Origin of the sequence: Shinella sp. M27 (assembly GCF_049199905.1) — a bacterium.
GTDB lineage: Bacteria > Pseudomonadota > Alphaproteobacteria > Rhizobiales > Rhizobiaceae > Shinella.
Genome location: NZ_JBLZPK010000040.1, coordinates 36,083 through 47,697 on the forward strand (window position 1 = coordinate 36,083; position 11,615 = coordinate 47,697).

At 65.8% G+C, this 11,615-nt stretch carries 10 protein-coding genes and 1 pseudogene; 1 reads left to right on the forward strand and 10 read right to left on the reverse strand.

The features are described from left to right. The 10 genes and pseudogenes from ACOZK4_RS16625 to ACOZK4_RS16670 form a co-directional block, all read right to left on the reverse strand. Window positions 1-570, reverse strand: a pseudogene (locus tag ACOZK4_RS16625) (hypothetical protein); the annotation flags it as partial. A gap of 62 nt (window positions 571-632) precedes the next feature. Further along, window positions 633-1,868 (reverse strand): cysteine desulfurase-like protein, encoded by a 1,236-nt coding sequence (locus tag ACOZK4_RS16630; RefSeq protein ID WP_421592844.1) that lies wholly within the window; start codon window positions 1,866-1,868, stop codon window positions 633-635. 70 nt (window positions 1,869-1,938) lie between these two features. After that, on the reverse strand, window positions 1,939-3,897 hold the full coding sequence (locus ACOZK4_RS16635; protein ID WP_421592845.1) for a 3-hydroxyacyl-CoA dehydrogenase NAD-binding domain-containing protein: 1,959 nt from the start codon (window positions 3,895-3,897) through the stop codon (window positions 1,939-1,941). Between the two features lie 7 nt (window positions 3,898-3,904). Next, window positions 3,905-4,300, reverse strand: coding sequence for a RidA family protein (locus ACOZK4_RS16640; protein ID WP_421592846.1), 396 nt, complete (start codon window positions 4,298-4,300; stop codon window positions 3,905-3,907). 8 nt (window positions 4,301-4,308) lie between these two features. Continuing rightward, window positions 4,309-5,481, reverse strand: coding sequence for an acyl-CoA dehydrogenase family protein (locus tag ACOZK4_RS16645; protein ID WP_421592847.1), 1,173 nt, complete (start codon window positions 5,479-5,481; stop codon window positions 4,309-4,311). Between the two features lie 2 nt (window positions 5,482-5,483). Then, window positions 5,484-6,326: an enoyl-CoA hydratase family protein gene (locus ACOZK4_RS16650; RefSeq protein ID WP_421592848.1), complete on the reverse strand. Its 843-nt coding sequence runs from the start codon at window positions 6,324-6,326 to the stop codon at window positions 5,484-5,486. Window positions 6,327-6,337: 11 nt separating this feature from the next. After that, complete coding sequence (locus ACOZK4_RS16655) at window positions 6,338-7,108, reverse strand: SDR family NAD(P)-dependent oxidoreductase (protein WP_421592849.1); 771 nt, start codon at window positions 7,106-7,108, stop codon at window positions 6,338-6,340. Continuing rightward, window positions 7,105-9,423, reverse strand: a complete 2,319-nt coding sequence (locus ACOZK4_RS16660; RefSeq protein ID WP_421592850.1) for a bifunctional salicylyl-CoA 5-hydroxylase/oxidoreductase — start codon at window positions 9,421-9,423, stop codon at window positions 7,105-7,107. Before ACOZK4_RS16660 ends, ACOZK4_RS16655 begins: the two co-directional genes overlap by 4 nt. Before the next feature lie 132 nt (window positions 9,424-9,555). Further along, window positions 9,556-10,083, reverse strand: a complete 528-nt coding sequence (locus tag ACOZK4_RS16665) for a MarR family winged helix-turn-helix transcriptional regulator (RefSeq protein WP_421592851.1) — start codon at window positions 10,081-10,083, stop codon at window positions 9,556-9,558. 68 nt (window positions 10,084-10,151) lie between these two features. After that, window positions 10,152-10,901 (reverse strand): GntR family transcriptional regulator, encoded by a 750-nt coding sequence (locus ACOZK4_RS16670; protein ID WP_421592852.1) that lies wholly within the window; start codon window positions 10,899-10,901, stop codon window positions 10,152-10,154. Window positions 10,902-11,061: 160 nt separating this feature from the next. On the opposite strand from ACOZK4_RS16670, the gene ACOZK4_RS16675 reads away from it, so the two are divergent. Next, window positions 11,062-11,615, forward strand: a 554-nt coding sequence (locus tag ACOZK4_RS16675) for an ABC transporter substrate-binding protein (protein ID WP_421592853.1), incomplete at its 3' end; no start/stop codon positions are given.

Consider the following 11,615-nt stretch of genomic DNA (forward strand, 5'->3'; position numbering starts at 1 on the left):
GTTGCGCGACAGATGCGCCCAGAGCCTCCGGAAGATCGCCGCGATCAGCGGATGCGCCTCGCGCAGGCGGGCGATGGACGCCGCGTCGAAACCGCCTTCGCTGCGGATGCGCGACAGGCTGATTTCCGCCATTTCGCCGCCCGGCAGGTCCATGGCGATCAGCAGCTCCTCCATGCCCTCGGGCCAGCCATGCGTGCGATAGCCAAGCTCCTCGTCCTCATGGCGGCGGATATCGAGGCCGCGATAGAGGTCGGAGCCGAGATACTCGTCGGGCGCCAAGTCCCGGATCAGGTAGATGCCCGCCGGCAGGCCGGCGAGATAGGCGTTGTAGAACGGATTGAGCAGGTAGGTGCCGGCGATGAAGAGTTGCACCGCCCGCTTGGCCTTGGGGCCGGAGAACGTGTCGAACACGTAGCTCGGCCCGCCGTTCTTGCGATGCACCACCGAGAGCGCCAGATGGAACCGTGCGACCGAGCCGATGGCCGCCAACAACGCCGACACGCTGTCCGGCTGGTCGTAGCGGTCGAGCGCATGGGCGAAGGGCTCTATCCAGCTGGCGGTTTCGGTCATGGTTCCATCTGCAAAATTCCCGAAGGAAAACGGCTACTTATACCCCTTTACGCCAACCGTCCTCACGCCACAAGCTTGCCGACCGCCGCAAGCGTGCGCTCGATCTCCTCGGCGGAATTGTAGTGCGCGATACCGATGCGCACCACGCCCTCCTCTTCGGAAAGGCCGAGATGGCGGGCCGGCTCCAGCGCGTAGTTATGGCCGGACCAGACATTGATGTCCTCTGCCGCCAGCGCTTCGGCGAAACGATGCGTCGAGACGCGGTCATGCGTGAAGGAGATCGTCGGCACGCGATGGGCGAAAAGATTGGGATTGGCGATGCCGACCAGCCGGACACCCGGCAGCGCCGTCAACCCGCCGATCAACCGGCGCGTCAGGCCCGCCTCATAGGCATCGAACGCCTGATAGGCGCCGGCCATCTTTTCGCGCCGCGTGCCCGTGCTGCCGGTCGCTTCGCCTGTCGATGCCAGATAATCGATCGTCGCGGTGAGGCCGGCGAGAAGCTCGGTCTGCGGCGTGCCGGTGCAGAAGCGATCCGGAATGTCGTCGCTCTGGCAGCGCACACGATGCGGCGGCAGCGCGCGCAGCAGGTCGCCGCGCCCCCAGAGCACGCCGAGATGCGGGCCGAAGAACTTGTAGGACGAGCAGACGAGGAAATCGCAGCCGATCGCCTGCACATCCGGCAAATGGTGGGGCGCAAGCTGCACCGCATCGATCCAGACGAGCGCGCCGGCCGCCTTGGCCAAGGCCGTCAGCGCGGCGACGTCGTTGATGCTGCCGGTCATGTTCGAGGCGTAGTTGAGCGCAAGGAATTTCGTGCGCGGCGTCAGAAGGGCCGCAAGGTCCTCCGGCTCGATGCGCCAGGTCTCCTTGTTGAAGGGCAGCCACTTCACCGTCAGCCCGTAGGCCTCGGCCATGGCAAGCCACGGCGAGACGTTGCCTTCATGATCCATGCGCGTGACGATGACCTCGTCGCCGGGCGAAAGCGTGCTGCCGATGACACGCCCCATCTGGAAGGCGAGCGTCGTCATGTTCGGGCCGATGATCATCTCCTGCCAGGAGGCGGCGTTGACGAACTCCGCCGCCGCATCATGCGCGGCGCGCCAGGTGGCATCCGCGCGCTGCGAAGCGGCAAAGCGCCCGCCGAGATTGGACGAGGCCGTCGCCATCGCCCCGGCCACGGCGTCGATCACCGTTTTGGGAACGAGCGTTCCGGCGGGATTGTCGAGATAGGCGGTGCGCGAATCCTCCAGAGCGGGGAAGGAAGCGCGGATCAGGTCGATCGGATAGGCAGTCATGGGCGGCACCCTTTGCAGAACGCTGTTGTCCGCTCCTGTGTGCCGCGTTCCGCCGTCGGCCGCCATCCTCCTAGGAGATGAGGCCGGCGGCAAACATCGGCCCGCCCTTGTGCGCGGGAAAGCCGTAACCGTTGATCATCACCAGATCGATATCGCTGGCGCGCGCGGCAATGCCTTCCGCAAGCAGCGCCCTGCCCTCGCCGGCCATCGCGTTCAGAAGCCGTTCCATGATCTCGCCTGCCGTGAAAGCGCGCGGCACGGTACCCTTCGCCGCCCGCGCCGCTTCGATCAAAGCGGTGACAGCGGGGTCGACGGTTTTCTCACCGTTCGGATAGACATACCAGCCAAGCCCGGTCTTGCGGCCGAGCCGGCCCGCCTCGCACAGCCTGTCGGCGATCTCGACGTAACGTTCGGCGGGATTGCGCGTCGCGGCCTGACGCTTGCGGCGCGCCCAGGCGATGTCGAGACCGGCCATGTCGCTGACGGCGAAGAAGCCCATGGGGAAACCATAGGCCTCCATCGCCGCATCGATCTCCTGCGGCAACGCGCCATCCTCCACCATGAATTCCGCCTCGCGACGATAGGCGGAGAAGATGCGGTTGCCGACGAAGCCTTCGGTGACGCCGCAGACGATGGCGAGCTTGCCGAGACGTTTGACGAAAGCGAGCGCGCTCGCCAGCACGTCGGGCGCGGTTTGCGTGCAATCGACCACTTCCACGAGGCGCATGATATTGGCCGGCGAGAAGAAGTGCAGGCCGACCACGCGGGACGGATCGGCGGTGGCGGCGGCGATGGTGTCGGGATCGAGATAACTTGTATTGGTCGCAAGGATGGCCTGCGGTGCGACAATACCGTCGAGCCTGTGGAACAACTCCGTCTTGACCGCGAGGTCGTCAAAGACCGCCTCGATGACCAGATCGGCCGTCGCGAGATTTTTCGCCTCGGCGGTCGTCTCCAGCCGGGCAAGACAGGCATCGCGCATCTCGGGCGTGAGGCGCTTTGACTGGACGGCCTTGTCGAGCAGGCCGGCGATGCGGGCGCGGCCGCTCTCGGCCGCCTCCACGCTCTGCTCCAGAGCGACGACGCGGTAACCGGCGGTGAGCGCCGAAACGGCAATGCCGGAGCCCATCAGCCCCGTGCCGACCACGCCGATGGTTTCGATCCGGCGCGGCTGGATGCCATCGAGCGCATCGACCTTGCCGGCGGCGCGCTCGGCGAAGAAGACATGTCGCAAGGCGGTCGATTCCCGGGAATCGCGCAGGCGCAGGAAGGTGGCCCGCTCCTCTGCCAGCCCCTGTTCGAGGCCGAGCTTGCCGGCTGCCTTGACGAGGCGGATGGCCTCGGCGGGTGCGGTCTGGCCGCGGCTCTTGCCGATGACCTTCGCCTCGGCCGCACTGACGACGGCCTCGTCCGCAGCCGGCACGGCAAGCGCGCCGGTGCGGCGCAACGGCTGTCCGGCCTTTTCCCGCACGGCGGCGATGGCAGCGGCAACAGCATCGGCGGCAACGGCATCGGCAAGGCCCGATGCGACGGCCTCCGCGCTCTTAACCGCCCGGCCCGTGCCGATGAGGTCGATGGCCGCGACCGGGCCGATCAGGCGCGGCAGGCGTTGCGTTCCACCGGCGCCGGGCACGAGGCCGAGTTTCACCTCCGGCAGGCCGAAGCTCGCGCCTTCACCGGCGATGCGGCCATGGCAGGCCAGCGCTACCTCGCAGCCGCCGCCGAGCGCCGCGCCGTTCACGGCTGAGACGACGGGCTTTTCGAAGCGCTCGATACGCTCGATGACATCAGGAAGTATCGGTTCGACCGGCGGCTTGCCGAATTCCTTGATATCGGCCCCGCCGATGAAGGTGCGGCCCGTGCCCGTGACCACGATCCCGACGATGTCAGCCGCGCCGGCGGCATGGTCCAAGGCTGCGACCAGCCCCGCCCGGACATGGGCCGAGAGCGCATTGACCGGCGGATTGTCGATGGTGACGACGAGCACGCCGTCATGGCTGGAGGCCGAAACGCTCTCGGAAAACCGCATTTTTCGCCTATTCGGGAATGACGGCCGTGGCCTGGATTTCGATCTTGGCGCGGTCTTCCACCAGCGCCACCACCTGCATGGCGGCCATGGCGGGATAATGCCGGCCGATGGTCTCGCGATAGGCTTGGCCGATGCCGCGAAGATTGCCGAGATATTCCTGCTTGTCGGTGAAATACCAGGTCATGGTGGTGATGTGGTGCGGCTCCGCACCGCCGGCGGCGAGCACGGCGACGACGTTCTTCAGCGTCTGGCGCACCTGCTCGACGAAATCGTCGGTCACGAATTCGGAATTCTCGTTCCAGCCGATCTGGCCGCCGACGAAGAGGGTGCGGCCGCTCGCCGCCACGCCGTTGGCATAGCCGATGGGCTTCGCCCAGCCTTCAGGTTGCAGGATCGTGTGCATGGCGTCTCCTATCGTGCCGCTTCTTTCATCAGCTCGCGGCCGATGATGAGTTTCTGGACTTCCGTCGCGCCCTCGTAGATGCGCAGCGCCCGGATCTCGCGATAGAGCCGCTCGGTGATCTCGCCGGTGCGCACTCCCCTGCCCCCGAACAGCTGCAGCGCCTGGTCGATGACCCATTGGGCGTTTTCCGTCGCGGTCATCTTGGCCATCGCGGCCTCGCGCGTCGTCGGCTGCTTCTGCACGTCACGTTTCCAGGCGGTGCGGCTGGTCAGGAGTGCGGCGGCATCGATGGCGGTTGCCATCTCACCGAGCGTGCTCTGCGCCGTCGGCAGATCGGAAAGCGTTGCGCCGAACATCTTTCGGGTCTTGGCGTGCGCCACAGCCTCGTCGAGCGCGCGGCGGGCAAAGCCGGTCGCAGCCGCCGCCACGGACGGGCGGAAGATATCGAGCGTGCGCATGGCGATCTTGAAACCCTCGCCGGGGCTGCCGAGCAGCTGCGTCGCGGGGATGCGGCAATTCTCGAAGCGGATGCGGGCGAGCGGGTGTGGCGCGATGGTCTTGATGCGTTCGACGATGCTGAAGCCAGGTGTGCCGGCGAAGACGACGAAGGCGGAGATGCCGCGCGTGCCGGGCGCTTCCCCGGTGCGGGCGAAGAGCGTATAGACATCGGCGATGCCGCCGTTGGAAATCCAGGTCTTTTCGCCGTCGAGGATGAAGTGGTCGCCCTCGCGCCGCGCGGCGCAGGCCAGCGCGGCGACGTCGGAGCCGGCATCGGGCTCGGACAGCGCGAAGGCGGACAGCCATTCGCCGCGCGCCACTTTCGGCAGGATCAGTTCCTTCAGCGCCGGCGAGCCGGACAGGCTGATCGCGCCCGTTCCCAGCCCCTGCATGGCGAAGGCGAAATCGGCGAGGCCGTCGGCATAGGCGAGCGTTTCGCGCACCAGGCAGAGCGCCCGGCTGTCGATCTCCTCGCTGGCCCCGCCGAAGGCTTTCGGCACGCAATGGCTGAGAATGCCGGCGGCACCCAGCGCCGCGACCAGCTGCCGGCAAGCCGCATCGACATTGCCATGGTCCACGTTGTCGAGGCCGCCGCGGGCGACGAAACGATCGAGTTCGGCCGCAAGGGCGCGGTGGCTCTCGTCGAAGAACGGCCAGTCGAGGTGATCGCGGGTCGGCGCCATCGTCAGTTCCCCTCGAAGGCGGGCTTCGCCTTGGCGGCGAAGGCTTCGAAGGCGCGGCGGAAATCGCCCGTCGCCATGCAGATCGCCTGCGCCTGCGCTTCCGCCTCGATCATCTGGTCGATGCCCATCGCCCATTCCTGATCGAGCATCTTCTTCGTCATGGCATGGGCGAACCACGGACCATCGGCGAGATTGCGGGCAAACTTTTGCGCCTCGGCGAGCACCGTGTCGCGCTGGTGCAGGGCGTTATAGAAACCCCAGTTGTGCCCCTCGGCAGCGCTCATCACGCGGCCGGTGAACAGCAGTTCGGCAGCACGGCCCTGGCCGATGATGCGGGGAAGAATGCCGCAGGCGCCCATGTCGGCACCGGCGAGGCCGACGCGGGTGAAGAGGAAGGCGGTCTTGGCCTCCGGCGTTGCCACACGATAGTCCGAGGCCATGGCGAGGATCGCGCCGGCACCGGCGCAGATGCCGTCGACGGCGGCGATGATCGGTTGCGGGCAGGCGCGCATCTGGCGCACCAGCTCGCCCGTCATCCGGGTGAAGGCGAGAAGATCGGGCATCGCCATCTCGGTCAGCGGCTTGATGATATCGAAGACATCGCCGCCGGAGGAGAAATTGCCGGCCGCGCCCGTCAGCACCACGACGCGCACATCGCTGGCCCGCGTCAGCGCCCGGAAGAGGTCGCCCAGTTCCTCGTAGCTTTCGAAGGTCAGCGGGTTCTTCTTATCCGGGCGGTTCAGCGTGATCGTCGCGACGCGGCCGTCGGCATCCGTCTCGAACAGGAAATGCTTCGCCTTATGGTTCTTGAAGGGGCGCTGCTTGGCCTGCATGGGGTTCGTCATGTCGTCGTCCTTCAGAGAATTTCGCCGCCGGCGACCGCTATGGCCTGGCCGGTGATCGCGCTCGCCCCTTCCGAGACGAGCCAGGAAACGGTGTGCGCCACCTCGCTCGGGCTCACCAGCCGGCCCTGCGGGTTGGAGCGCGCGAGACTGGCGCGCGCCTCCTCGCGCGAGCGGCCGGTCTTCTCGCTGATCGTGTCGAGCGCGCCGTCGATCAGCGGCGTATCGGTGAAGCCGGGGCAGACGGCGTTGACGGTGACGTCGCTGCGCGCCAGCTCCAGCGCGAGCGCCCGCGTCAGGCCGATGACGCCGTGTTTGGAGGCGCAGTAGGCCGAGACATAGGCATAGCCGGTGAGGCCGGCGGTGCTTGCGACATTGACGATGCGGCCGTTGCCGGCGCGGCGGACGGAAGCGAGTGCGGCCTGCGTCACCAGATAGACGCCGGTGAGGTTGATGGAGAGCACGCGCTGCCAGAGGGCGAAATCGGTCTTTTCGAACGGCGCGGAGGGGGCTTCACCCGCGCAGTTCACCAACACGGCAATCTCGCCGGCCGATGCGATCGCGGCGGCGATGCCGCGTTCGACGGCCGTAGCATCCGACACATCAAAACTGTCCTGCACGAAAGCCTCTCCGCCGGCAGCACGGATCTCGTCGCGCACCGCTTCCAAAGGTCCTGCCCGCCGGCCGGCGAGGCTGACGATGTGACCCTCGGCGGCAAGCGCCAGCGCGATGGCCTTGCCGATGCCGCTGCCGGCGCCCGTGATGAAAGCGTGCCGTTTGCTCATGACTTGCCAGCCGTCGCCGCGCGGGCAAGGTTGTTCACATATTGCGCGCGAGCGGAATAATATTGTTTCGGCCAGGGCTGGGCGTCATAGCCGATCTTCGCTGCCTCGTGCATGACGAAGGACGGGTCGGCCAGATGCGGGCGCGCGACGGCGCAGAGATCGGCGCGGCCGGCGGCAATAATCGAATTGGCGTGGTCGGCCTCGGAAATCGCGCCGACGGCGATGGTCGGCACCTGGATCTCGTTGCGGATCTTGTCGGAGAACGGCGTCTGGAACAGGCGGCCATAGACCGGCTTCTCCTCCTTCACCACCTGGCCGGACGAGCAGTCGATCATGTCGGCGCCGGCCTCCTTGAACATGCGGGCGAAGATCGCCGCGTCCTCGGGCGTGTTGCCGCCCTCGTGCCAATCGTTCGTCGAGAGGCGCACGGAGATCGGCTTGTCCTCAGGCCAGACCTTGCGGATGGCGTGGAACACTTCGAGCGGGAAGCGCGCGCGGGCCGCATGATCGCCGCCGTAGTCGTCGGTGCGCTGGTTGGTGAGCGGCGAGAGGAAGCTCGACAAGAGATAGCCGTGCGCAGCGTGCAGTTCGAGAATATCGAAGCCGATGTCGCGCGCCCGTTCGGTCGCCGCCACGAAGTCGGCGACGACGCGGTCCATGTCCTCGCGGGTCATTTCACGCGGCGTCTCAGAATGCTTGAGATAGGGCAAGGCCGAGGCCGAGATCAGCGGCCACGCGCCCTCCGCAAGCGGCTGGTCGATGCCCTCCCAAGCAAGCTTCGTCGCGCCTTTGCGCCCGGCATGGCCGAGTTGGATGCCGATTTTAGCAGGCGTTTCGTGATGCACGAAATCGACGATGCGCTTGAAGGCCTGCTGCTGCTCGTCGTTCCACAGGCCAAGGCAGCCTGGCGTGATGCGTGCATCAGGCGACACGCAGGTCATTTCGGGGAAAACGAGGGCGGCACCGCCCATGGCGCGCGCGCCGAGATGCACGAGATGGAAATCGCCGGGCATTCCATCCGTCGCAGAATACATCGCCATCGGCGAGACCACGATGCGGTTCCTGAGCGTCAGGCCGCGCAGCGTGAAGGGCGTGAACATCGGTGGCGGCACGGCACCGTTTGCCGCCTTCTCCGCACCGGCCCGCTCGGCGAACCAGCGCTCGAAACCTTCGAGCCATTCCTTGTCGCGTAGACGAAGATTTTCGTGGCTGATGCGCTGCGAGCGCGTCAGCATCGAATACATGAACTGTTCCGGCTCCAGCGTATCGGCGTAGCGCGTGCCGACCACCTCGAACCATTCCATGGCGTTGCGCGCGGCATTCTGGATGCGGGCGACATCGACGCGGCGCACCTCCTCGTAAGCCGCGAGCACGGCGGGGATGCTCGCCTTGTCATGGCCGATCAGGTCGAACTGGCGGGTCAGTTCGATTGCGTCGTCGATGGCGAGCTTGGTGCCCGAGCCGATGGCGAAATGGGCGGTGTGGGCGCTGTCACCCATCAGCACGACATGGCTGTTGCCGTTGAAATGGCTCCACTTCTCGCAGATCAGCCGGCCGAAATTCAGCCAGGCGGAGCCGCGCAGGTGGCGCGCATTGGTCATCAGGCCGTGGCCGTCGAGGCTTTCTGCAAAGAGCTTCTCGCAGAAGGCGATGGACTGGTCCTGGTCCATCTTGTCCAGCCCGTGCGCCTTGAAGACCTCGTCCGTCGTCTCGACGATGAAGGTCGAGGTTGTGTCGTCGAAGCGGTAGACATGCGCCTGGAACCAGCCGTGTTCGGTGCGCTGGAAATCGAAGGTGAAGGCGTCGAACGGCTTGTTGGTGCCGAGCCAGATATAACGGTTCGGGCGCATGACCATGTCGGGCTGGAAGACGTCGGCATATTTGTTGCGGATGCGGGAATTGACGCCATCGGCCGCGATGATGAGGTCGGCCTCCGGGAATTCCTCGTCGCCCTGCACGTCGCGCTCGAACAGCAGTTCGACGCCGAGCTCAAGGCAGCGCTCCTGCAGGATGTTGAGCATCTTCTTGCGGCCGATGCCGACGAAGCCGTGGCCGGTGGTGCGGATCTTGCGACCCTTGAAGACCAGTTCGATATCGTCCCAATGGTTGAAGGAGACTTCAATCGCCTCGGCCGTTTCCGGATCCCACTGGCGCATCGACTGCATCGTGGCATCGGAAAAGACGACGCCCCAGCCGAACGTATCGAAAGCCCGGTTGCGCTCAACGACGGTGACGTGATGTTCGGGATGCTGGCGCTTCATCAACAGCGCGAAATAGAGACCGGCAGGCCCACCACCGATACAGACGATCCGCATGTCGTTCTCCTCCCGAGCTCCGGCTGCGTGTGTCGCGGCTGCCTTGCGGGCATTCCGGACTGTGCAACCAAGGTGGACTCGTTTCAGAGAAATTTCAAGCTTAAAATTGTTTTGGGCGGATGGGCCTTTTCGCTAACCGCCGCCCTTGGCAAGCGAGGCGATGATCGAGCGCTTGAGCTTGGCCAGCTCATCCATCAGCACGCTGCCATCCGCCGGTGCGAGGCCGGCGAAGAGGTCGGAAATCCAGTCGGCATGGCGGGCCGCCATCTTTTCGAATTCGGCGCGGCCGAAGGGGGTGAGCGCGATGATCTGCACGCGGCGGTCGGTCGGAAGCGTCGTGCGGCTGAGATGGCCGCTCTCCGTCAGGCGCTCGACGAGGACGGTGATATTGCCGGGCGAGACCATCATGCGCTTGGAGACTTCGCCGAGCACCATGCCGTCGGGCGCCCGTTCCAGCTGGGCCATCAGGTCGAAGCGCGGCAGGGTGGAATCGAATTCTTCGCGCAGGCGGCGGCGGACCTCGCTCTCGACCAGCGTCGAGCAGGTGAGCAGACGCAGCCAGAGACGCAGCTCGGCCCGGTGATCGTGCGGCGCCTCGAGGGCCTTGGTTTCGCCATCCAGCCAGTCCGGCGCGATGGCGAATTCGTCGTCACCCGTCATAACAAAGGTCCGTTTCCTGTCCCGTCGCCTTGCCTTTTAGAGATGTTTGCAGCGCTTGGACAGCGCCGTCATTTGGACGGATGCGGCTCGGCGCGGTCGCCGTCCTCGGACTGGGCGAAAACATTCACCGTCAGGCCGATATGCGCGGCCATCAGGGCCTGAGCGCGCGCGGCATTCCGGTCGAGCGCGGCCTCCATCAGCTCGGTATGGTGCTCGATCGACATGGCGTCATGAAGGGCGGCGACCGCCGCCTCATAGCCCTCCGTCCTCCCCTCGGCCGCGCGGAGCGCCGGGGCGAGGCTGAGGAAGCGGTGATGGCGGCGCAGCTGATCGGACACCGTGGCCTGGAAACGCAACAGCCAATTCGACCGGGCAGCGCTGATCAGCGCGGTATGGAAAGCGGCATGCCGTTCGTCCCACTCGTCGATTTCGGCCTCCGTCGCCGTCTCGACGACGAGCCTGCAACGCGAGAGCCGGTAATGCGCCGTGACGACCTCCGATTCCCAGGCGCTGTCGCCGTTGGCAATCGATTCCAGCAGGAGCGGGATCTCCACGACCATGCGGGCACGCGTCAAATCCTCCAGCGCATCGAGGGAAACCGGCGCGACGGCAAAACCGCGATTGCTGATCGCCGTCACCAGTCCCTCGGCCTCCAGCCGCGACAGCGCCTCGCGCAGCGGCGTCCAGCCGAGTTCGTAGCGATCGCGGAGCGCACTCAGCTTCATCGGCGCACCGGGCTTCAGCCGCGTCGCGAGAATATCGCGGCGCAGCAGGCGATAGGCGGATTCGGTCTTGGTCGCTTGCTCGTGCTCTTGCATCGAGATCCCCTGGCACCCGGCAATTCTCTGCATCAAATATATATACTTTTGGCCATGCAATCAAAATATATATATTATTTGACAAGCCGCTCCGCCGCCGCCATGATCCGCGCCAAGCCGCTGAGGAACGGCGGCCGCTTGTCATCTCTGGGAGGATTTCATGAGCAGGCTTACTAAGTCATTCGTTTCGGGACTGGTTCTGGCCGGCGCACTGGCGCTCAGCGCCGCAAATGCGCTCGCCGAGCCGATCCGCATCGGGATTGCCAATTTCGGCGAACACCCGCAGCTTGCCGCATCGATCGCCGGCTTCAAGAAGGCGATGGCCGAAAACGGCTTCGTCGAAGGCACCGACGTCGTCTATACCGAGAGCCACACCAATTTCGACGCCTCGCTGGTGCCGCAGATGATCGCCAAGCTTCAGGCCGAACAGCCGAAGCTGATCTACACGATCACCACGCCGGTATCGCAGATCGCCAAGAAGGCGCTCGCCGGCTCCGGCATTCCGGTTGTCTTCTCGGCCGTCACCGATCCGGTTGCCGCCAAGCTGGTGCCCTCCTGGGAAGCCGGTGACGACGGCATGACGGGTGCGACCGACCTGCAGGACGTCGCCGCCGTAATGGAATTCGCCCACAAGCTACTGCCGAACGCCAAGCGTTTCGGCGTGCCCTACAATCCGGGCGAGGCCAACGACGTGGCGCTGCTCGACAAGATCAA

What these genes read in the sequence shown, in the direction of transcription:
- ACOZK4_RS16645 (WP_421592847.1), bottom strand. Translation starts at nt 5,481, where the DNA reads ATGGCGCCGACCCGCGATCACCTCGACTGGCCGTTCTTCGACGAGAGC.
- ACOZK4_RS16650 (WP_421592848.1), bottom strand. Translation starts at nt 6,326, where the DNA reads ATGACGAACCCCATGCAGGCCAAGCAGCGCCCCTTCAAGAACCATAAG.
- ACOZK4_RS16630 (WP_421592844.1), bottom strand. Translation starts at nt 1,868, where the DNA reads ATGACTGCCTATCCGATCGACCTGATCCGCGCTTCCTTCCCCGCTCTG.
- ACOZK4_RS16655 (WP_421592849.1), bottom strand. Translation starts at nt 7,108, where the DNA reads ATGAGCAAACGGCACGCTTTCATCACGGGCGCCGGCAGCGGCATCGGC.
- ACOZK4_RS16670 (WP_421592852.1), bottom strand. Translation starts at nt 10,901, where the DNA reads ATGCAAGAGCACGAGCAAGCGACCAAGACCGAATCCGCCTATCGCCTG.
- ACOZK4_RS16665 (WP_421592851.1), bottom strand. Translation starts at nt 10,083, where the DNA reads ATGACGGGTGACGACGAATTCGCCATCGCGCCGGACTGGCTGGATGGC.
- ACOZK4_RS16640 (WP_421592846.1), bottom strand. Translation starts at nt 4,300, where the DNA reads ATGCACACGATCCTGCAACCTGAAGGCTGGGCGAAGCCCATCGGCTAT.
- ACOZK4_RS16660 (WP_421592850.1), bottom strand. Translation starts at nt 9,423, where the DNA reads ATGCGGATCGTCTGTATCGGTGGTGGGCCTGCCGGTCTCTATTTCGCG.
- ACOZK4_RS16635 (WP_421592845.1), bottom strand. Translation starts at nt 3,897, where the DNA reads ATGCGGTTTTCCGAGAGCGTTTCGGCCTCCAGCCATGACGGCGTGCTC.